This window comes from Pseudarthrobacter siccitolerans, from assembly GCF_030823375.1.
Taxonomy (GTDB): domain Bacteria; phylum Actinomycetota; class Actinomycetes; order Actinomycetales; family Micrococcaceae; genus Arthrobacter; species Arthrobacter siccitolerans_A.
Map to the genome: position 1 here is coordinate 2,772,146 of NZ_JAUSXB010000001.1, position 21,197 is coordinate 2,793,342.

Genomic DNA, 21,197 nt, shown 5'->3' on the forward strand with positions numbered 1-21,197 from the left:
AATTGTGGGATGGTGGCGTTTTAGTGGCTGGTGAAGGCGGCGTCGAACGCGGCTGTGGGCGGGGCGATCCTGGCGAGTTCCTGGACCATGGCCAGTGCCTGCGGGGCGCCGGTGAGGCGGTCCATGCCGGCGTCTTCCCATTCGATGCTGGTGGGGCCGTTGTAGCCGATGGCGTTCAGGGTCCGGAAGATCCGGTTCCATGGCACGTCCCCGTGGCCTGCGGTGACGAAGTCCCAGCCGCGGCGGGGATCTGCCCAGGCCAGGTGGGAGCCGAGGCGTCCGTTGCGGCCGTCGAGTTGGCGGATGGATTCTTTTACGTGGACGTGGAGGATGTGTTCGGCGAAGTCCTGCAGGAACATTACCGGGTCCAGGTCTTGCCAGATGAAGTGGGACGGGTCGAAGTTCAGCCCGAAGCTCTTGCGGTGCCCGATGGCTTCGAGGGTGCGTTTGGTGGTCCAGTAGTCGTAGGCGATTTCGGAGGGGTGGACTTCCAGGGCGAACCGGACGCCTTGTTCTTCGAAGACGTCCAGGATGGGGTTCCAGCGGTCCGCGAAGTCCTGGTAGCCGGCGTCGATCATGGTTTCGGAGGCGGGCGGGAACATGGCGACGGCTTTCCAGATGGAGGAGCCGGTGAACCCGGTGACGGTGTTCACGCCGAGGCGGGCGGCTGCCCGGGCGGTGTCTTTCATTGATTCGGCGGCCCGGCGGCGTACTCCTTCGGGTTCGCCGGTGCCCCAGATTTCGGTGGAGAGGATGCCTTGGTGGCGTTCGTCGATGGGGTCATCGCAGACGGCCTGGCCGGTGAGGTGGTTGGCGATGGCGAAGACGCGCAGGTTGTTTTTTTCCAGGATGTCCAGCCGGCCCTGGAGGTAGTTGTCGTCTTCCGCGGCGCGGCGGGGGTCCAGGTGGTCGCCCCAGCAGGCAATTTCGAGCCCGTCGAAGCCCCACTCGCCGGCGAGCCGGGCCACCTCCTCAAAGGGCAGGTCGGCCCACTGGCCGGTAAAAAGCGTGATTGGTCGTGTCATCAGGTTTCCTTGGTTGTACTGGCGCCGGTCGGTGTTGCTCAGACTTTTTGCCACTGGCTGGAGTTCGCGGCGCTGGATTCCACGGCCGCGAGGACCTGCTGGACCTGGAGGGCGTCGGCGAAGGACGGTTCCGGTTGGCGGCCTTCACCGATCGCGGTGACGAGGTCCACCACCTGGTGCGTGAAGCCGTGTTCGTACCCCAGTCCGTGGCCGGTGGGCCACCAGTTCCCGACGTATGGGTGCTCGGGCTCGGTGACGAAAATCCTGCGGAATCCGGCGTCGGGAGACTCTGCCGCGTCATAGAAGGACAGGACGTTCATTTCCTCGAAGTCGAAGGCCAGTGAGCCCTTGGTTCCGTTGACTTCCAGGCGCATGGCGTTCTTCCGGCCCAGTGCGTAACGGGTGGCTTCAAAGACGCCGACGGCGCCCGCTGACGCAGTACCACCGTCGAACCGTGCGCTGAAGATGGCTGCATCGTCCACGGTGACATGTCCGCGGGGCGCGTCGCTGCCGACGTCACCGTGCCCGCCCAGGCCCACCAAATCGCCAGCGAGAGGGCGCTCCGGGACGAAGGTTTCGAGCAGCGCCGAGACGCCGGTGATGTTCTGCCCGGTGACCCACTGGGCGGCGTCGATGCTGTGCGCTCCGATGTCGCCGAGGGAGCCGGACCCGGACTTGCTCTTGTCCAGCCGCCAGGTCATGGGGGCATTCTCGTCGGACAGCCAGTCCTGCAGGTACTGGGCCCGGACGTGCCGGATGTCCCCGAGCCTGCCCTGCTCGACGAACCGCTTGGCCAGTGCCAGGGCAGGGGTTCGCCGGTAGCTGAAGCCGCACATCGAGGCGATGCCCTGCTTAGCCGCGGTCTCCGCGGCGAGGACCATCCTTTCGGCCTCTTCTACAGAATTAGCCAGTGGTTTCTCGCACAGGACATGCTTGCCGGCTTCGAGGGCTGCAATGGCTATTTCGGCATGGGTGTCGCCGGGGGTGCAGATGTCAATCAGGTCGATGTCGTCCCGCTCGATGAGGCGGCGCCAGTCCGTCTCCACCGACTCCCAGCCAAGCTTGTCCGCCGCGGCCCGCACGCCGTCGGCGTTCCTTCCGGCCACAGCCCTGAGCTGAGGCTGCAGGGGCAGGTCGAAGAACCGGGGCGCAGTGCGCCAGGCGTGGGAGTGGGCCGCACCCATGAAGGCATAGCCCACCATGCCGACGCGCAGGGGTTTGGTTCCGGTCATGAAAGTTCCTTTCTACTTGCTGAAGCCGGCGGTGAGGCCGGCGAGCAGCTGGCGGCGGCCAATGACGTAGAGCACCAGGATCGGCAGCGTGCTGAGCACCACTGAGGCAAGCACGGCCGGGATGTTGACGCTGAATTCTCCTTGGAACGTCCACAAACCCAGGGGAAGGACGCGCAGGCCGGGGCTCTGGGTGAGGACCAGCGGAAGCAGGAAGCCGTTCCAGACATGCAGGCCGTTGTAGATCGCGACGGTCACGATCGCAGGGCGGGTCAGCGGCAGGGCCAGCCGCCACATGGTCTGCCATTCACTGCAGCCGTCCAGCCGCATGGATTCGAACAATTCGTTCGGCACGTCGCGGATGAAGTTGGACAGGATCAGCACCGTCAGCGGGATGGCAAAAGCAATGGACGGCAGCATGAGCGCGAGCAGGCTGTCATACAGGTTGAGCCGGATGATCATCAGGTAGATCGGGATGATCGTGGCTTGAAGCGGGATGGCCAGGCCCATGAGGAACATTCCGTTGACCAGCTTGAGGAACCTGCCGCTGCCCCGGACGATGGCAAACGACGCCATGAAGGAAATCAGCACGGTGGGAATCACGGAACCGAGCGTGACAATGGCACTGTTCATGAAGTACGTGGCGAAATCGGCCTCGAGAACCATCTGGTAGTTCTCCAGCGTGGGTGACGTGGGCACCGCCAGGGGATTCTGGCCGAAGTACCCTGCCTGCGTCTTCAGGCTGGTGATCACCACGTAGTACACGGGAAGAATGATGATGGCCAGCCAGATCCAGCCGCCAAGGCCGCCGGGAATGTTGAGCCGCCTCATGCGGGAACCGAGTCCACGCTTGGGGCTTGAGGCGTTGGCGGGGGAGCCGGAGGCAGCCTCCTTCGTGCTGCTTTTCAATACGGTGGTCACCCTACAAACCTTCCAATTGGCTGCCCTGCTTGTCCTTGCCGCCAAGACGCTGGAGGAACAAGGCAAGAGCAAGGCCGATGATGACGAGAATGACGGCGATGACGCTTGCGGGGCCCATCAGGTTGGCCCGGAAGCCCCGCAGGTACATGTCCAAAGCCAGGATCCGCGTGGAGTTTCCCGGTCCGCCGCCGGTGAGGACGAAGATCAGGTCGAAGTACGTCAGCGATCCGACCACCATCAACGTGGACGAGGTAATGATGGTGTATTTCAGCTGGGGGAGGGTGATGTGGAAGAACTGCTTGACGGTACCCGCCCCATCGATCTGGGCTGCTTCATAGAGCGACTTGGGGATCTGCCGCACGCCGCCCTGGTAAATGAGCGTATGGAACGGGACAAACTGCCAGGCGATCACGAAGATGACCAAGCCCAGGGCCAGGTGCGGGACACCCAGCCAGTCCTGGGCAAGGAAGGGCAGTCCAAGGCCGGTGGCCAGGCCGAAGTTCGGATCGAGCAGGGCCTTGAAGGCAATGGCGACTGCAGCGGACGAGAGCAGCAAGGGCAGGAAGTACAGGACGGCGAGGGCAGCCCGGTAGCGCTGGCTTCCTGCGGTGAAGACCCCCAGGAGGAGGCTGATCGGTGTCTGGACGAGCCAGGAGACGATCATGATCAGGAAGGTCAGCCCCAGGGCGTTGTACAGTCCAGGGTCCGCGAGTACCGAGAACCAGTTGCTCAGGCCCGCAGCCCCGATGGCACCGATGCCGTCCCAGCTGGTGAAACTCAGGATGAGTACACCGGCCAGGGGGACCACAGCGAAGACCACGAAGAAGAACAAAGCGGGCAGTGTCAGCCACGCGAGTGCGGCCTTACGCTTGTCGGTTTGCTCCATACCCGTTCTGGCGGTGGCAGTCCTGGCAGCGGTGGATACGGCGTTACTCATTTGCCGAGGGTGGCATTCATGTTCTCGGCGAACTGCTGCGGCGTGATCGACTTCAGGAACAGCTGGTCAATGTTGTTCAGCAGGGCCTCGGCTGCCGTGGGGCTCAGGGCCTGGTCCCACGACTGCTGGAAGGTCGGGGCGTTCTTGGCCAGGCCGTAGACGAAGTTGAGGAAGTCCTTGTCCGGAGACTTTGAGAGCTTGTCTTCGATTCCGTTAACAATGGGAACAGACCCGGTGTTGATGTAGGTATCGATCACCGTTTCGGTCAGGATGCCGTCCTTGAAGAACTTCTTCGCGGACTCCTTTTCCTTGTCAGTGGCCTTGGAGGAGATTGACATGTACTGGGCCGGGTTTCCGACGCCGTTCTTGGGGTCGCCCTTGCCGCCCGGAACCGTGGGGAACTGGACGAAGCCCAGTTTTCCGTCCTGGACGAAGTTCTGGCCGTTCTTCTTCATACCGCCGTAGGTCCAGGTACCGTGCAGCATCATGGCTGCCTTGCCCGTGAACAGGAGGGCCTGGTCAGCGTTGGAGTCTGCGGTGATCGAGGAGAAGCCCTTGATGAACCCTTCGGCTGAGACGAGTTCCTGGATCTTGGTGCCGGTCTCAATCACAGCCGGGTCCAGCCAGGCATTGGGCTTGCCTTCGAAGATGGCATTGAAGACGCCGGGGCCGCCGATACGGTCCAGCAGGTATTCGAGCCACATCATGGAGGTCCAGCGCGACTGTCCTCCGAGGGAGAAGGGTGCCACTCCCATGTCGTTGAAGGTCTTGACCAGTGACATGACGTCGTCCCAGGTCTTCGGCGGCTGGACGCCGGCCTTCTCGAACAGTTCCTTGTTGTAGAACAGGACGATCGGGGCGACGTACTGGTTGGGCAGCGCGTAGATCTTTCCGTTGACGGTTGCCGCACCGAAGGAGGACGGGAAGAACTTTTTCTTCAGGTCCGGGTTCTCGTCGAACCAGCTGGTCAGGTCGTCCACCTGGTTGGCCTCGACATAGGTCTTCAGGCCGCCGCCGCCCCAGCCGTAGATGATGGTCGGCGCCTGGCCGGCGCCGATTGCGGTTTTGATCTTGGTTTTGTAGGCGTCGTTCTGGAAGTACGTCACCGTGATCTTGTCGTTGGGGTTCGCCGAACTGAACGCATCCACCGCCTTCTGCATGGTGGTTTGGTTCGGTTCACCCGAGAGGTACCACATACTGGCCCCCCCACTGCCGCTGGAGGCACCCGGTCCCGATGTCCCGCAAGCGGTGGTCGCCGCAACGGCGAAGGGAGTGAGGGCAGCAAGGGCGAGGAAAGAGCGGCGGGAGGTCTGGGGCTGCTTCATTGCTTCTCCATCTGGGTTTGCTTCTTTGCAAGTTAATTGCGCGGAGCCGCTAGCTCCGCGATCCAGTCGAAACATTTCGAGTGGGTGATTTAGGTCACGGTATAAACTAAAGCCCATGTTTGCTTGGCGTCAAGGGGAAGTTGTGAGATTTTCCGTCCATTCCGAAAGTGCTTGACCATATGGCGCGGCGTTCTAGAGAATGAGATCTCCGAAACATTCGAAAAGATTGCGAACTCTGATGGCAACGAAGATCTCCCAGCGGCCCAAGCCGACCCTGGCCATGGTGGCGCGGCAGGCGGGAGTGTCGGCGCCGACGGTCTCGAAGGTGGTTAATGGCCGCGAAGACGTGTCTGCGGAAACGCGGGCCCGCGTGCTCGCGGCACTGGAGCAGGCGGGGTATCAATCCCCCCTGCAGCGGCGCTCCGCCGCAGAGACGGGCACGGTGGTGGAGGTAGTCATCGACGTTCTTGACTCCGCCTACATGATTGAAGTCCTCAACGGGATACTGCAGTTCGCCGCAGCAGCCGACGTTGAGATCCTGGTCAGTGTCACTGGCCCGGCACTTTCCAACCTGCGCAGTCCGGAGCGCCGCGCCCAGCGCATGCTGGACGAAGGCAGGGCGGGGATGATCGTGGTGACGTCGGCTTTCAGCGAGGCGCAGCTGCAGGCGTTCCGGCGCCGCAAGATTCCCGTCGTCGTTATCGACCCCCTCAACCCGCCGTCAGCGGATGTAGTCAGCGTAGGAGCCACCAACTGGGCCGGCGGCAAGGCCGCCACCGAACATCTGCTGGATTTGGGGCATCGGCGCATCGCCTACATCGGCGGCATCGAGAAGGCTGAATGCAACCAGGCACGGCTGCACGGCTACATGGCCGCCCTGATGGCCCGCGGCATCACGGTGGACCCCCGGTACATCATTTCCGGCGGCAGGTTCCGCAGGGAGAGCGGGGTTGCCGGACTCCAGGCTCTGCTGCAACTGGACCAGCTTCCCAGCGCGATCTTTGCCGCAAGCGACGCGATTGCCATGGGTGTTCTTGCCGAAGCCGGACGCCATGGCATCCGGGTTCCGGAAGACATCAGCCTGATTGGCTTTGACGGGACAAGGCAGGGTGAGGAATCCGTCCCCTCGCTCAGTTCGGTCGCCCAGCCATTGGAGGAGATGGGGCGGGCAGCGTTGCGGTCACTCCTTCGCCAGGCGCGGGGGGAAATCCTCGATTCCCACCGCGTAGAACTGGCCACCCAGCTGATCGTGCGGGGCTCGACGGCGGCTCCCGCAAGCTGAGCTGTGGCGTGGAGTCCTATCGCGCGGCCGATTCCGCAGTACTGATGCCCGGGCTGCCGATCGGCTCTTCAAAGCATCATGGCCGTCGGACTCCTGTTCACCCTCTCGGCCGTCGGCTTCTATCTGTTCGCACAACGTTATGTCGTCAGCGGGATGACCACGGGCGCTGTTAAGGGATGACACCTCCACCTATGAAAATCACCAACCTCGACACTGTTGTCGTCGACTTCTACCGGACAAACCTCATTTTCGTCCGGCTGAGCACCGACTCGGGCCTCACCGGCATCGCAGAGGCAACCCTCGAAGGCCAGGAGCACGCGGTCCGCGGCGCCGTCGCCATCCTCGCCGACGCCGTCCGCGGCAAGGACCCAACAAGGATCAGCCAAACCATTTACGAACTCAACCGCGACGCCTATTGGCGCGGCGGGCCTGTGTCAATGACGGCTCTCAGTGCCCTTGAAATGGCCATGTGGGATGTTTCGGCCCGCGCCCTGGGTGTCCCTGTCCACCGCATGCTGGGCGGACAGGTCCGCGACAGGGTCCGCGCTTACGCCAACGGCTGGTTTTCCGGGGCCAAAAAACCGGAAGAATTTGCCGAGGCAGCAGTACAGACGGTTGCCCAAGGCTTCCGGGGACTCAAGTGGGACCCGTTCGAGGCGGCGGACCTTACCCTGGAGCCGCGGGACCTGCGGCGCATGCTTGAGCCCGTTGCCGCCGTGCGGGAGGCCGTGGGCGATGACGTTGAGATCTTCATTGAAGGACATGGCCGGTTCGACGTCCCGACAGCCATCCGGGTCGCCCGGGAGATCGAGCAGTTCCAGCCGGTGTTCTTCGAGGAGCCGTGCCCGCCGGACGGAATAGATTCCCTCCTGGAAATACGATCGAAGTCTCCAGTAGCCATCGCTGCGGGCGAACGGTGGATGGGACGGAACACCTTCGTTCCCGCCCTCTCCCGGAAGGCAGTGGACTACATCCAGCCCGACGTCACCCACGCCGGCGGCCTGCTGGAACTGTCCTTCATCTCCACGCTCGCCGCAGCTCATTATATTCCGTTCGCCCCCCACAACCCGAGCGGTCCGCTCAGTACCGCCGCAACCCTGCAGTTGGGCGCCATGCTGCCCAACTTCCGGTACCTGGAAATCATGGCCACGGACGTGCCTTGGCGGAGTGAGATCTCGAGCGAGCGCCTGCAGCTGACCGACGAGGGCGACGTCCTCATTCCCGAAGGGATCGGGCTGGGCATTGAACTCAACTTCGACGCCATCGCGGAGCACCCATATACACCGCACCCGATGCGGATCTTCAGTGACGTCGTCGCAGACATCCGGCCGCCGGACGCCCGCTCCTACTTCAACCTCGAGCGCACGCACGTCAGCTGAACACGATGATCACATCGGGCGGCGCAAGTCCGCAGAACCGTCGGCGAGGCCCTGGGGGAAGCCTGGATACCCTTCGCCCCGGCTCGGAGGAGGCGCCCGAGGTCAAGAAGGTGCTGTCGGCCGAGGGGATGTGGTCGCAGTACCTTGAGGTGGGCCTGGGCCCCGACCCCGAAGTGTTCACTAAAGCCCCCGCGCTGTCCTCCGTGGGCTTTGGTCCGGCGTAGGCATCCCGGGCTTCTCCTCGTGGAACAACCCCGAGCCTGAACTGGTGCTCTTTGCCGACTCAGCCGGAAAGGTTCGGGGCGCAACCTTGGGGAACGACGCCAACCTCCGGGACGTGGAGGGGCGCAGGGCACTCCTCCTCTGCATGGCCAAGGACAACAACGCATCCTGTGCCATCGGCCCCCTGATCCGGCTCTTCCACGAGGATTTCACCCTGGAGTCCCTGCGGACGGAGGAAATCACCCTCACCGTGGAAGGCACGGACGGCTACCGGCTGGAGGGCCGCAACAGCCTGGCCCGCATTAGCAGCCCGCAGCTCGGGGCATTGATCAACCGGACTCAGAAGACCGAGGACATGGAGCCTTGGACCTTCGGGACCACGGCCTTCTTCAACTACCTGACGGAGCTGGAGACGTGGGACTCCCCATCAAGGGCCGTGAACCGCAGGGATTCCCACGTCTCCCCGTAAGGGACCTGATCGTTCAGTTCGACGGTAAAGCGGCCCGGGCCGTGCTTGGTGACGAGGATGCCCCGTACGGGGTTTTCCTGGGCCAGGGCCAGAAGCCGTTGGATGGAGGAGTTCAGCTTCTCATCAGCCTCAGACCTGGTCGTGGCCACGATCGCCAGGCAGTGCGGTGTTCCCATGGAATTCCTTTCAGGGCCTGCAGGGGGCCGTGCGGTTTACGCACGGCCCCCAGTCTGTGGGCTTAGTTGCCTGCTGCCACCATGACGCGGCAGTGCAGGCTGCGGGTGTGGTCGACGATCCGCGTTTCACCGGTAAGGGTGATGCTGGCGGTAAGGCGGATGTCCCCGCTGGAAGCTCCGAAGCGCAGTTCCAGGTCACCGGCCTCAACGATCCGCTTGCCATCCCGGCCGGTGAATGATGTGACGTCGGCGGGCACCGTGAAGGAAACCCGCGCCGAAGCTTTAGGCTCGAGCGGCACACGGGCATAGCCCACCAGTTTCTGCACGGGGCGGACCACTGAGGCCACCGGATCGTGCAGGTACAGCTGGACAAGTTCGACGCCGGCCCGGTCACCGGTGTTTGTCACGGTGATGCTTGCCTTTGCGGCGCCGTCCACTGCAACTGTCGACGCCCCCTCCAGTGCCAGGCCGCCCCATTGGAAGGTGGTGTAGCTGAGGCCATGGCCGAAGGGGAAAGCGGCGGCAGGATCGATGTTGGAGACGCTGCTGGCCTGGGCCAGCGGGGGAGCCAGGTAGGTTGACGGCTGCGCGCCCGGCCTGGCCGGAATGCTCACCGGCAGCCGTCCGCTGGGGTTGACGCTGCCGCTGAGGATCTTCGCCACCGCCTGGCCGCCTTCCTCGCCCGGGAAGAATGCCTGCACTATGGCGGCGGCATTTTCGACGGCAGATCCCACCGCATAGGGACGGCCAGTCAGGAGTACCAGCACCACTGGCACGCCGGTTTCGATCAGCCGGTCCAGCAGTTGCTGCTGGGCGCCCGGAAGCACCAGGGATTCCACGTCGCAGCCTTCACCGCTGGTTCCCCTGCCAAACAGGCCGGCGCGGTCGCCCAGAACGGCGATGACGACGTCGGCGGCGGTGGCGGCAGCAACGGCGTCGTCGAATCCTTCGGTGGAAGCGCCGTCAATGGTGCAGCCGGCGGTCACCGTGATGGCGCTTTCGGGGAATTCGGCCCGCAGGGCCTGGGCCACGGTGGGCAGCTCAATGCCAACCGGGACGTCGGGGTGCTGCCCGCCGACGTGTGCCGGGAAGGAGTAGCAGCCGAGGAATGCCTGCGTGTTGTCCGCGTTGGGTCCGACGACGGCGATCCGGCCGGGATTGAGCAGCGGCAGGATCCCGTTGTTGCTGGCCAGGATGATGGATTGTTCGGCAATCCGGGCGGCAAGCTTCCGGTTGGCCTCGGAGTCCAGGTTGATGCTGCCTTCCAAGCCCGCAGTGCTGCGCGGATCTACGTTCTGCAGGGCAGGCGGAACAGCAGACCAGTCCTCGTCCAGCAGGCCCAGTTCGATTTTCTGCACAAGCACCCGGCGCAGGGCGCGGTCAATGAGGTCGACAGGGACGCGGCCGGCCTCGACTTCGGTGATGAGGTGCTCGCCGAACGCGTGCACTGTGGGAAGTTCGACGTCGACGCCCGCGGCCAAGGCGGCTGCTGCGGCCTGACCCAGGGAACCGGCGATCCCGTGAAGGTTCTTGAGGAAGGCGACGCCGAAGTAGTCGGCCACCACCGTTCCGCTGAATCCCCAGGTGTTGCGCAGGAGATCGGTCAGCAGCGATGCGTCTGCAGCGGTGGGGACGCCGTCCAGGTCCGTGTAGGCGTGCATCACGGAGCGGACGCCGGACTCGCGGACAGCCATCTCGAAGGGCGGAAGCAGGACGTCTGCCAGTTCCCGGGCGCCAACGGAAACCGGGGCAAGGTTCCGGCCTGCCTTGGAGGCCGAATAGCCCACAAAGTGCTTCAGCGTGGCCACGATACCGCTGCTTTCCAGGCCCTGGATGTAGGCGGTTGCCAGTGTTCCGATCAGGTAGGGATCCTCGCCGATGGTTTCCTCCACCCGGCCCCAGCGCGCGTCGCGGACCACGTCCAGGACAGGGGCGAGGCCCTGATGCACGCCAAGTGAACGCATGTCGGCCCCTATCGCAGCCCCCATCGTCCGGATGAGGTCAGCGTTGAAGGTGGCACCCCATGCCAGGGGTACGGGGTAGGCGGTGGCCTGCCACGTAGCGAAGCCTGCGAGGCATTCCTCGTGGACCAGGGCCGGGATGCCGAAGCGGTTGGCCGCGGCAATGCGCTGCTGGGTCCGCTGCAGGGACAGGGCGCCCAGTGCCGGGTCCACCGGCGCGGTTCCGAACGGCCTGGTGAGCTGTCCCAGGCCGTCGGGCAGGATCTGGTCGAGGTCCACGTCCGGGTTCATCTCATTCTGGTGCGGCGCTACTTCGCCGCCCTCACTGGAAGCCCCCACCCACACTCCATAGAGCTGCGCGGTCTTCTCCCGCAGTGTCATGGCTGCAATGAGGCTGTCGGCGCGCTCTTGCGGGGTGGAGGCGGTGCTGCGCCAGGGAGCGCTGTGGGTTGTTGTTTCTGTCATGATTACTTTCCGCCAGCGCCCATAAGGCCCTGGACTAGCGCGCGGCGCGCGAAGAGGTAGGCGAGCAGTACCGGCACCATGGAAAGCGTCACGGCCGCCAGGAGTCCGGGGATGTTGATGCCGAACTGTGTCTGGAAGTTGAACAGGCCCAGCGTGACCACACGCGTGGATTCGGACTGGGTCAGGATCAGTGGGAAGAGGAAGCCGTTCCACGCCTGGAGCGCGGAGAACACGGCGATGGTGGACAGGCCACCCTTGGACAGCGGCAGTACCAGGCGCAGGAAGGAACGGGCGGGGGAGGCGCCGTCCATGGCCATGGCCTCATAAAGTTCAGGAGTGATGTCCCGCATGGTGCCGCTGAGGATGATCGTGCAGATGGGGAGTGCGAAAGCAGCCGTCGGGAGGATGACGCCGAGCAGGTTGTCATAGAGGCCCACGGTATTGATCAGGTAGAACACCGGAACGATGACTGCCTGGGCGGGAATCGCCAGGCCAAGCAGGAACAGGCGGAAGATGGCCGTGGCGGCGCGGCTCTCGCTCCGGACAATGGCGTAGCTCAACGGGGGAACCAGGAGCAGCACCAGGCCGACAACCCCGGCGGTAACGATGATGGTGTTCACGAAGTACCGGCCAAAGCCGCTGGTGATGGCATCCACGTAGTTCTGCAGCGTGAAGCTGGTGGGGAACGACAGCGGCCCGTTGTCGCCGAACTCGGCGCGGGTCTGGAAGGTCGCGGACAGCATGACGTACAGCGGAACAGCGACGATGGCCAGCCAGATGAAGGCGCCGATGCCGGCAAGGTAATTCGGACGCGTTTTCATTTAGAGCCCCTCCATGGAACTGCGCATTTTGTCGTATCCGGAAACGCGCACCACCGCGAAGGAGATTGCGGTGGAGATGACGACGAGTACGAGCGCAATTGCGCTGCCGGTGCCGAAATCGAACCGGCGGAACGCTTCCTGGTACATGTGGAAAGCAGTGATGGTGGTGCCGGTTCCCGGTCCGCCGTTGGTCAGGATGAGGACTGTTTCAAAGGTGGTCAGGCCGCCCACCACCATGAGGATCACAGATGTGATGATGCTGTTCTTCAGCTGCGGCAGCGTGATGCTGACGAACTGCCTGACGGTCCCGGCGCCGTCGATGGACGCGGCCTGGTACAGAACCGGGGGGATCTGCCGAGCAGCTCCCTGGTAAATCAGGGTATGGAACGGCGTGAACTGCCACATGCCCACGAAGATCAGTACCGCAATGGCACCGTTCTGGCTGCCCAGGACGTTCCCGTCCCCAAACAGCCAGGACATCTGGCCGGGGATTCCGAAGTTGGGGTCGAGCAGGGCCCGCCACAGGACGGAAATCGCAGCCGAGGACAGGAGCAGGGGAACGAAGTAGATGGCGCTCAGGATGGCGCGGTTTTTTTGATTGCCGGCCGCCCAGACGCCCAGCAGGATGCTCAGCGGAGTCTGGGTGACGATGCCGAGCACAATGAAGAGCAGGCTGAGCCAGAGGCTTTGAAGCATGACCGGGTCTGCGAAGAGGGCTTCCCAGTTCTTCAGCCCCACGAATTTAGGGTCGCCGAGGCCGCTCCACCGGGTGAAGGACAGCACGGCCACCGCGATCAGCGGGACCAGCGCGAAGAGTCCAAAGAAAATGCTGGCAGGAAGGGCCCAGACAAAGCCGGGGCGGCTCGCGGAGGAGCCGCTCCGGCCTGCCGGGCGGCCCTGTTGGGGGCCGCCCGCACGTGCCGGGCGCCTGCGTTTTGCAAGCGTCGTCGTCATGGTTATTTTCCTAGAGGCTCTGCATGGCCTTGATGAAGCCGTCTTCATCGATCTGTCCGCTGAAGAACTGCGAGACGGCGGTAAGGATGGTTACGGTTGCTTCCGGCGGGTACGCCTGGTCCCACGAAAGCTGGAAGGATGGAGCCTCTTTCACCAGGTTGAACTGGTACTTGGCGTATTCAGGATCTGCTGCCTTGTCCAGGAACTTCTCTGTGTTGGTGGTGGTGGGCAGGTTTCCAATGGCTACCTGCTCCTGGACAAACTGGTCCGAGTACATGAGCTTCAGGAAATCGCGGGCTGCTTCCGGGTAGCGCGTGTTCTTGTTGATCGAGTAGAAGTTGTTCGGGTTGCCTACCAGGTTGTTCGCGTCGCCAATCCCGCCCTCGATCTTTGGGAACTCGCTGTAGCCAAGGACGTCGGCCGCGAACGCTGCATTGTTGCTCTGCTGCGTGGAGTACTCCCAGGACCCCATGAGTTCAAAGCCCGCCTTGCCGCTGGCCAGCAGGGCAGGCGCTCCGCCGTCGGTGAACTTCACGGAGTCGAAGTTGGTGCCGAAGGCACCTGCATCAACCAGTTCGCGAAGCATGCCGAGGGCTTTCCGGCTTTCCGGAGATGCCCAGACGCCTGTGTCGCCCTGCAGCGCCTTCTGGAACAGGCCTTCGCCTGCGACGCGGTCGTAGATGTACTCAAACCACATCAGCGTGGGCCACCGGTCGCCGGCACCCAGGGCGATAGGCGTGATGCCCTTGTCCTTGAGGATCTTCACGTCCGCCAGCAGTTCCTCCCAGGTGGCCGGAGGCGCGGCGATTCCCGCGTCGGCGAGGACCTTTGAGTTGTTGAAGAGCATGACGGGCTGTGTTCCGCGCATGGGAACGCCATATGCTTTGCCGTCGATAACCGCTTTTTCGAACACCGAGGGCAGGAAGGCATCCTTCAGTTGGGGATCTTCCTTAACGAAGTCGTCCAAAGGAAGAACCAGGTCGGCATCGACAAAACTCTTAATGCTGCCGCCGCCCCAGTTGAAGAAGATGTCAGGTGCGGTGGGGGTGTCAATGATCGTCTGCAGCTTCGACTGGTACTCTGCGCCCGGGATCTTATCGAGGACCACCTTCACCTGGGAGGTGGCGTTGAAGGCGTCAATCATCTTCTGTTCTACTGTGTTGCCTGCATCGCCGTACATGGCAACGTGGATTTCGTTCTCAGGCCGGCTCGACGCGCCGGACCCGCCAGAGCAACCGGCCATCGTCAGGCCAAGGGCAAGAGCCGCACCGCCGGCAATGCCGCGGGCGACCCATCCGTGCTTGTTCATCTTCGAACGCCTCTCGAAAGTTTCGATATTTTGATCGAAAGTTATGTGATGCCTGCCAGTGTAAGTTGCGTTACACGGAGGGCGCAAGGCGAGACAATCCTCGACGCCAACGTGCCAAACTCCGGCTATGCTGGTCCTCATGTCCAGCCCTGTATCGTCCGACGCGCGCGTTACCCTCGCCCAACTGGCGGAGGAGGCGGGCGTATCGCTGTCCACTATTTCGAAGGTTCTCAACGGACGCTCCGACGTTTCTCGTAAAACACGTTCGAAAGTTGAGGAGCTCCTTGAGGAGCACGGCTATAAGCGGCGAAAGACGTCGGCGTCTAAGTCAGCACTCCTGGAGCTTGTCTTTCATGAGCTCGAAAGTGCCTGGGCGCTGGAGATCATCCGCGGCGTCGAAAATGTCGCGAAGGCAAACGGCTTGAGCGTCATTCTCACTGAGAGCGGCACCAGGCACGCGCCCGGAGCGGATTGGGTGGAGGGCGTGATGGCGCGCCGGCCTGCGGGAGTGGTCCTGGTCTTTTCTGATCTGCCGCAGGAGTACCGGCAACAGCTGGACGCCCGCTCCATTCCCTTCGTTATCATCGATCCCGCAGGCGACCCCGCCCCCGATGTGCCTTCGGTTGGTTCGGCCAACTGGGCCGGCGGCATGATGGCAACGCGCCACCTGATTGAACTTGGCCATACCCGCATTGCCGCCATTTCCGGGCCTGAGGACATGATGTGTTCACTGGCACGGATTGACGGCTACAGTTCCGCTCTGAATACGGCCGGCATTCCCATCGACCGGACCCTGATCCGGTACGGCGACTTCCGGGTGGACGGAGGCCGGAGCAATGCGCTTGAGCTGCTGCAGATGGAGCACCCGCCAACCGCCATTTTCGCCGGCAGTGACCTGCAGGCCCTTGGAGTGCTTGACGCCGCGCGCCAACTGGGGATTCCTGTCCCGGCCAGGCTGTCCATTGTGGGATATGACGATCTCCAGGTGGCCCGCTGGTCCAGCCCGGCGCTGACCACCGTCCACCAGCCGCTGATAGAAATGGCTGAGGAAGCCGCGCGGATGGTCCTGCGCCTGCAGGACGGGGAGCGGCCGAACAACCTGCGCCTCGACCTCGCAACGTCGCTTGTGGTCCGCCAAAGCACTGCCATCTGCCCCGACTGATGGTCGGGGCACCACCTTCCTGAAAGGAATGCCATGTCATCCATTGCCGGGCCCAACGGAGAGCTGACCGTCCTCCGGGCGGGAGACTACGAGGCAACTGTCGCCAGCGTCGGAGCGGGACTGGTGAGTCTCTCCTTCCGGGGCCATGACATTATCCTGCCCTTCCCGGCGGATGAACTGCCCCCGGCGTATGCAGGGAAGGTGCTTATGCCGTGGCCCAACCGGGTTGCCTCCGGCGCCTACAGCTTTAACGGGCAGCGTTACGAGCTGCCGGTGAACGAGGCAGCCACCGGCAGTGCCCTGCATGGGCTTGCGCTGTGGAGCGGATGGCAGGTGGAGCGGCGCGGGGATTCTGAGGTGGTGCTCACGCATTTGCTGCACGGAGAGCCGGGTTATCCGTTCCAGCTCGCGCTCTCGGCCCGTTACGCACTGGATGCAGACACCGGGTTGCATGTAGAGCTCGGTGCCATGAACTGTGGCACCGCGGAGGCGCCTTACGGCACTGGCTCCCACCCCTACATCACCGTGGGTGGTGAGGACATCTCCACCTGTGAATTGAGTTTCCGGGCCGGCAAGGTTCTCCAGACAGACGAAAAGCTTCAGCCCACTGAGCTCCTGGAAACTCCGGATACGGACTTCGACTTCTCGCAGCCCCGGGTACTGGCGGGGCAGTCGCTCGATCACGCTTTCACGGACTTGCCGGCGGGCAGATGGGACGTCACCCTGCGCAACCCCGCCCTCGAGCTTTCGGCAGTCGTGGAATCCACGGGTACCCAGGCGCCATGGATGCAGCTCTACTCCGGAGAGCTGCGCGGCCGGAGGGGGCTCGCTGTTGAGCCCATGACCTGCCCGCCGGATGCCTTTAATTCAGGCCAGGACCTGGTTGTCCTCAAACCCGGCGGGTCGCACTCCCTCACCTACCGCATCCACGCCGTGCAGGGCTAGCAGCAGGAGGCAGTAAAGCGGCCCGGAACCAGTTCAAAACTGGTTCCGGGCCGCTTTGTCAGTATTCGGGGAAGTTTGTTACTGCTGGTAGGCGGGGTGGTGGACGTCGCGCTGCTCTCCACCCGGGGTTGCCTTGAGGAGGGTGGACTGCAGCGCGTAGTACGACGGCTTGCGGGTGTAGTCCTCCCACATCACGGTTGCCTCGCCCTCCTGGGCGAAGAAGACGGGAACCCAGGAGTACTTGTCGTTGAAGCCCCAGATAGTGAAGGACTTGCAGTCCTCCACATTCAGGCAAGCTTCGAGGGCCCGCTGGTAGTAGGTGGCCTGTTTCTCCAGTTGTGCCGCGGTGGGCTTGGTTCCTGCCGGGACGTCCATCCGTACGTCGATCTCGGTGATGGACGTTTCCAGTCCCAGATCGTCGAAACGCTGGAGGTTGGCCTGCAGGTCTCCGGGGAAGCCGTACCGTGTGCTGAGGTGTCCCTGCACTGCGAAGCCGTCCACCTGGACGCCCTCGGCCTGGAGCTTCGGAATGAGCGCCAGGTACGCGTTGCTTTTCGCGTTGACGCTTTCCACTCCGTAGTCGTTGAAGAAGAGCTTGGCGTTCGGGTCTGCTTCGTGGGCCCAGCGGAAGGCATCAGCGATGATCTCCGGCCCGAGTTCGCGGATCCAGATGTTGTCTGTGGTCCTGAGGGTGCCGTCGCCGTTGAAGATTTCGTTGGCGACGTCCCACTGCTGGATCTTGCCCGCGTAACGGCCAACAACGGTGGTGATGTGGTCCTTCAGGATGGACCGGAGTTCTTCCTTGTTGAAGCCCCCGTTCTCCAACCAGGCCGGGTTCTGGCTGTGCCAGAACAGGGTGTGGCCGCGAACCACCTGGCCGTGCTGCTGTGCGAACTCAACGATGGCATCCATCTCGGCGAACCGGTACTGGTCCCGCTGGGGGTGGATGAATTCCCACTTCGCCTGGTTTTCCGGTGAGACGGAACTGAACTCCGCGGCCAGGACCTCCCGGTACTGCTGGTCATAGGTGAAGGGGTTGGGGTAGGGCATGGTTTCGTGGTGGCCGCCGCCGGCAACTGCGGTGCCTATCTTGACGTCCTTTGGTGCGGCCCAGCGCAGGGTGTCCTGTTTTGCAAGGCCAGGTGGCTGCGAGTGGTCATTCGCGTCTGCGAATGCCGGCAGTGCCGTGGGAAGGACAAACGTCGACGCCAGGACGGTGGCGGCGACAAGTTTGGCAACCTTCATTGAGAGCTCTCCTTTGAGGTACGAGTAATCGGCCGATAAGCCAGACCGAACCGCTTCCGGAACTTTCCGGAAGGCAGTCGTTGTAGATTAGGAAGATTCCGGAGCATGCGTCAAGGGTTTCGGTAAAAGTTTCGCTCCGGGGCCGAGCGTGAGAGCGTAAACTTGCAGCGAAACCAGGAGGAATGCGTGCACGAGGCCCAGCGTCCGGCAATCACAATTTCGGCAATTGCCGCCGAAGCGGGTGTGTCGGTGCCCACCGTGTCACGCGTGCTTAACGGCCGCGGTGACGTTTCCCCCCGGACCCGGGAGCGGGTGGAAACCCTGCTACGGGACCATGGCTACCAGCGGCGCGGCGCCCGTCCCTCTGTAAGGTCGGGGCTCATCGACCTCGTTTTCAATGACCTGGACAGCCCCTGGGCTGTGGAAATCATCCGCGGCGTGGAGGAAGCTGCCAATGAAGCCGGCGCTTCCACTGTGGTCTCGGCTATCCACCGGAGCGCAAATCCAACGTCCACCCGGCAGTGGCTTGACAATGTCAGCGCCAGGGCCAGTGATGGCGCCATCCTCGTCACCACGGACCTGGATTCCTTCCTGCGGGCCGAACTGCAGCGGCTGGACGTGCCCGCCGTCGTAATCGACCCCGCAGGCGTGCCGGAGCTGGACGTTCCCACCATTGGCGCCACCAACTGGACCGGTGCCGTGGGGGCGACGGAGCATCTCACCGGCCTCGGCCACCGGCGGATCGGTTTCGTTGCCGGGGTGCCCGGCCTGTGGTGCAGCAGGGCACGTTTGGACGGCTATCGCGCAGGCCTTGATGCGGCCGGCATTCCTTTCGATCCAGAGCTGGTGGTTGAGGGCGACTTCGACTACGAGTCGGGGTTCCGCGCCGGTTCCGCCCTGCTGGAGCTGCCCGCGCCGGTCACTGCTGTCTTCGCCGCCAGTGACCAGATGGCCCTGGGAGTGTATGAAGCTGTGCGCAAGAAAGGCCTGCGCGTGCCCGAGGACATCAGCGTTCTGGGTTTTGACGACCTTCCGGAGGCCCGCTGGGCATCTCCTCCGCTGACCACCGTCCGGCAGCCGCTCGCCGAGATGGGCAAGCTCGCCGCGCGCACTGTGCTTCGGATGCTGCAGGGCGAGGGCGTCGCAAGCCCCCGCGTGGAACTGGCCACCAGGCTCGTCGTCAGGGAGAGCACGGCAGCCCCCCGTCAGGCCTGATCCAGCCGTTCCACACCCTTGACGCGGCATCGCGCACAAGCCTACGCTGAAGCGCATTCCGGAAAGTACCGGAAATTTTCCGCGACTACAGCGAGGTGGCCATGAATTTCCCATTCCAACGCTCTGCAGTTTTTCGCATGGCGGCATTGCCGGTCTCTGCCACCGTGCTGGCATTGGGCGCGGTCATCCCGGCTGTCCTTGCCGGCGCTGCACCCGCCTTGGCGGACCAGACAACCACCGCCATTGTGGATTCCACCCGGCACGAGGGCAAATACGTGAGCCTGACGTTTGACGACGGCCCTGACCCCGTCAACACGCCCAAATTGCTGGCCGTTCTTGAGAAGCACCACGTTAAGGCAACCTTCTGCCTCTGGGGGGACCACGTAAAGCAGTATCCGGAGATCGTTCGGCAAATCGCGGACGCGGGACACATGTTGTGCAACCACACCATGCACCACGATGACATGGGAGCCTGGAGCGCCGAGGCCATCAGGGCTGATCTTGAAGAGACCAGTGGCGCTATCCGCCAAGCGGTTCCGGAGGCCGAGATCAACTACTTCCGGGCGCCTTACGGAAGCTGGGGCCAGACTCCGCAGGTGGCTGCAGACATGGGGATGCAGCCTCTGGGGTGGGCCACGGCCATCGGAGACTGGGAACCGCCGGGAACGGCCGAGCTGGTCCGGCGGCTGAAAGAAGGCATTACGCCCGGAGGTGTTGTGTTGATGCACGACGGCGGCGGGGACAGGACCCAGACCGTTGAGGCAGTGGACCAGATCATTCCCGAACTGCGGTCCGACGGGTGGCGCTTCGACAAGCCCGCCCGACGGGGCTGACTTTTCACGCCGGCAGCAGCCGCTCTTGACCTTCGAACACTCATCCTCATATAGTTCAAAGCATAAACTAATTGGCCGCAGGCCATCACGAATCCCATTGCAAGGATGCATCATGACTCTTTCCCCCACCCCCGCCGACAAGTTCACCTTCGGTCTTTGGACTGTTGGCTGGACCGGTGCTGACCCGTTCGGCGTCGCCACCCGTCCCGCCTTGGACCCGGTGGAGGCCGTGCACCGCCTGGCCGAGCTGGGCGCTTATGGCATCACCTTCCACGACAATGACCTGGTCCCGTTTGATGCCACCGCTTCGGAGCGGGACCTGATCCTGAAGAACTTCAAGGCAGCCCTGGCCGAGACCGGCCTGAAGGTCCCCATGGTGACCACCAACCTGTTCAGCCACCCGGTCTTCAAGGACGGCGGGTTCACCTCCAACGACCGCTCCATCCGCCGCTTCGCCCTGTCCAAGGTGCTGCGCAACATCGATTCCGCCGCAGAGTTCGGCGCCGAGACGTTCGTGATGTGGGGCGGCCGCGAAGGCAGCGAATACGACGGCTCCAAGGACCTCGCCGCCGCGCTGGACCGGATGAAGGAAGGCGTGGACACCGCAGCGGCCTACATCAAGGACAAGGGCTACAACCTGCGCATCGCCCTGGAGCCCAAGCCCAACGAACCCCGCGGCGACATCTTCCTGCCCACCGTCGGCCACGGCCTGGCGTTCATCGCCCAGCTTGAGCACGGCGACATCGTGGGCCTGAACCCCGAAACCGGGCACGAGCAGATGGCCGGGCTGAACTTCACCCACGGCATCGCCCAGGCCCTCTGGTCCGGCAAGCTCTTCCACATCGATCTCAACGGCCAGCGCGGCATCAAGTACGACCAGGACCTGGTCTTCGGCCACGGCGACCTGACCAGCGCGTTCTTCACCGTGGACCTGCTCGAAAACGGCTTCCCCAACGGCGGCCCCCGCTACGAAGGCCCCCGCCACTTCGACTACAAACCCTCCCGCACCGACGGCTACGACGGCGTCTGGGAATCAGCCAAAGCCAACATGGCCACCTACCTGCTCCTGAAGGAACGCGCCCTGGCCTTCCGCGCCGACCCCGAAGTCCAGGCCGCCCTCGCAGCCTCCGGCGTCGGCGAACTCGGTGAACCCACCCTCGCCGCCGGTGAAAGCACCGCGGACCTGCTCGCAGACACCACCGCCTTCGAGAACTTCGACGCCGACAAGGCCGCCGAACGCTCCTTCGCGTTCGTCCGCCTCAACCAGCTCGCCATCGAACACCTCCTCAACGCCCGCTGACAGGAGAAATTCCTTCGCCCTG

Annotated in this window: 18 protein-coding genes and 1 pseudogene; 8 read left to right on the top strand and 11 right to left on the bottom strand. The window is 63.5% G+C overall.

The genetic code is table 11. The features are described from left to right. Window positions 1–20: 20 nt before the first annotated feature. The 5 genes from QFZ36_RS12950 to QFZ36_RS12970 are packed head-to-tail and all read right to left on the bottom strand — an operon-like array spanning window position 21 to window position 5,437. Entirely contained in the window at window positions 21–1,025 is a 1,005-nt protein-coding gene (locus QFZ36_RS12950) for a sugar phosphate isomerase/epimerase family protein (RefSeq protein ID WP_306637021.1), read from the bottom strand. Between the two features lie 38 nt (window positions 1,026–1,063). Beyond that, complete coding sequence (locus QFZ36_RS12955; protein ID WP_306637022.1) at window positions 1,064–2,257, bottom strand: Gfo/Idh/MocA family protein; 1,194 nt, start codon at window positions 2,255–2,257, stop codon at window positions 1,064–1,066. A gap of 12 nt (window positions 2,258–2,269) precedes the next feature. Then, window positions 2,270–3,175 carry a carbohydrate ABC transporter permease gene (locus tag QFZ36_RS12960; RefSeq protein ID WP_306637023.1) on the bottom strand — a complete coding sequence of 302 codons (906 nt, stop codon included), beginning with the start codon at window positions 3,173–3,175 and terminating at the stop codon, window positions 2,270–2,272. A 1-nt stretch (window position 3,176) separates the two neighbouring features. Then, the gene (locus QFZ36_RS12965) at window positions 3,177–4,112 is read right to left on the bottom strand and encodes a carbohydrate ABC transporter permease (protein WP_306637024.1); all 936 of its coding nucleotides are present in this window, start codon (window positions 4,110–4,112) and stop codon (window positions 3,177–3,179) included. Beyond that, window positions 4,109–5,437, bottom strand: coding sequence for an extracellular solute-binding protein (locus tag QFZ36_RS12970; RefSeq protein ID WP_306637025.1), 1,329 nt, complete (start codon window positions 5,435–5,437; stop codon window positions 4,109–4,111). Before QFZ36_RS12970 ends, QFZ36_RS12965 begins: the two co-directional genes overlap by 4 nt. A 238-nt stretch (window positions 5,438–5,675) precedes the next feature. Here QFZ36_RS12970 and QFZ36_RS12975 point away from each other — a divergent pair, with 238 nt between their 5' ends. The 3 genes and pseudogenes from QFZ36_RS12975 to QFZ36_RS12985 all read left to right on the top strand — a co-directional run. Then, window positions 5,676–6,719: a LacI family DNA-binding transcriptional regulator gene (locus tag QFZ36_RS12975; RefSeq protein WP_306637026.1), complete on the top strand. Its 1,044-nt coding sequence runs from the start codon at window positions 5,676–5,678 to the stop codon at window positions 6,717–6,719. Between the two features lie 191 nt (window positions 6,720–6,910). Next, entirely contained in the window at window positions 6,911–8,098 is a 1,188-nt protein-coding gene (locus tag QFZ36_RS12980; protein WP_306637027.1) for a mandelate racemase/muconate lactonizing enzyme family protein, read from the top strand. A 15-nt stretch (window positions 8,099–8,113) separates the two neighbouring features. Then, window positions 8,114–8,789, top strand: a pseudogene (locus tag QFZ36_RS12985) (fumarylacetoacetate hydrolase family protein); the annotation flags it as partial. On the opposite strand, the gene QFZ36_RS12990 reads toward QFZ36_RS12985, so the two are convergent. The 5 genes from QFZ36_RS12990 to QFZ36_RS13010 all read right to left on the bottom strand — a co-directional run bounded on the left by QFZ36_RS12990 (window position 8,714) and on the right by QFZ36_RS13010 (window position 14,475). Further along, window positions 8,714–8,965 (bottom strand): hypothetical protein, encoded by a 252-nt coding sequence (locus tag QFZ36_RS12990; protein WP_306637029.1) that lies wholly within the window; start codon window positions 8,963–8,965, stop codon window positions 8,714–8,716. The pseudogene QFZ36_RS12985 and the gene QFZ36_RS12990 overlap by 76 nt on opposite strands. A gap of 62 nt (window positions 8,966–9,027) precedes the next feature. Beyond that, window positions 9,028–11,391, bottom strand: coding sequence for a beta-xylosidase/alpha-l-arabinosidase (locus tag QFZ36_RS12995; protein ID WP_306637031.1), 2,364 nt, complete (start codon window positions 11,389–11,391; stop codon window positions 9,028–9,030). 2 nt (window positions 11,392–11,393) lie between these two features. Next, on the bottom strand, window positions 11,394–12,212 hold the full coding sequence (locus QFZ36_RS13000) for a carbohydrate ABC transporter permease (RefSeq protein ID WP_306637033.1): 819 nt from the start codon (window positions 12,210–12,212) through the stop codon (window positions 11,394–11,396). Further along, window positions 12,213–13,166, bottom strand: a complete 954-nt coding sequence (locus QFZ36_RS13005) for a carbohydrate ABC transporter permease (RefSeq protein ID WP_306637035.1) — start codon at window positions 13,164–13,166, stop codon at window positions 12,213–12,215. A gap of 10 nt (window positions 13,167–13,176) precedes the next feature. Then, window positions 13,177–14,475, bottom strand: a complete 1,299-nt coding sequence (locus tag QFZ36_RS13010; protein WP_306637037.1) for an extracellular solute-binding protein — start codon at window positions 14,473–14,475, stop codon at window positions 13,177–13,179. A 139-nt stretch (window positions 14,476–14,614) separates the two neighbouring features. Here QFZ36_RS13010 and QFZ36_RS13015 point away from each other — a divergent pair, with 139 nt between their 5' ends. Together QFZ36_RS13015 and QFZ36_RS13020 are read left to right on the top strand one after the other, a co-directional pair. Then, window positions 14,615–15,637 carry a LacI family DNA-binding transcriptional regulator gene (locus tag QFZ36_RS13015; RefSeq protein WP_306637038.1) on the top strand — a complete coding sequence of 341 codons (1,023 nt, stop codon included), beginning with the start codon at window positions 14,615–14,617 and terminating at the stop codon, window positions 15,635–15,637. Between the two features lie 33 nt (window positions 15,638–15,670). Continuing rightward, complete coding sequence (locus QFZ36_RS13020) at window positions 15,671–16,582, top strand: aldose-1-epimerase (protein WP_306637039.1); 912 nt, start codon at window positions 15,671–15,673, stop codon at window positions 16,580–16,582. A 78-nt stretch (window positions 16,583–16,660) separates the two neighbouring features. Here QFZ36_RS13020 and QFZ36_RS13025 read toward each other — a convergent pair whose 3' ends face one another. After that, window positions 16,661–17,827, bottom strand: coding sequence for an endo-1,4-beta-xylanase (locus QFZ36_RS13025; RefSeq protein ID WP_306637040.1), 1,167 nt, complete (start codon window positions 17,825–17,827; stop codon window positions 16,661–16,663). 162 nt (window positions 17,828–17,989) lie between these two features. On the opposite strand from QFZ36_RS13025, the gene QFZ36_RS13030 reads away from it, so the two are divergent. The 3 genes from QFZ36_RS13030 (at window position 17,990) to xylA (ending at window position 21,175) form a co-directional block, all read left to right on the top strand. Further along, window positions 17,990–19,042, top strand: a complete 1,053-nt coding sequence (locus QFZ36_RS13030) for a LacI family DNA-binding transcriptional regulator (protein ID WP_306637042.1) — start codon at window positions 17,990–17,992, stop codon at window positions 19,040–19,042. Window positions 19,043–19,179: 137 nt separating this feature from the next. Further along, window positions 19,180–19,875, top strand: coding sequence for a polysaccharide deacetylase family protein (locus QFZ36_RS13035; protein WP_306637043.1), 696 nt, complete (start codon window positions 19,180–19,182; stop codon window positions 19,873–19,875). A gap of 112 nt (window positions 19,876–19,987) precedes the next feature. Continuing rightward, entirely contained in the window at window positions 19,988–21,175 is a 1,188-nt protein-coding gene (gene xylA, locus QFZ36_RS13040) for a xylose isomerase (RefSeq protein WP_306637045.1), read from the top strand. The last annotated feature ends 22 nt before the right edge of the window (window positions 21,176–21,197 follow it).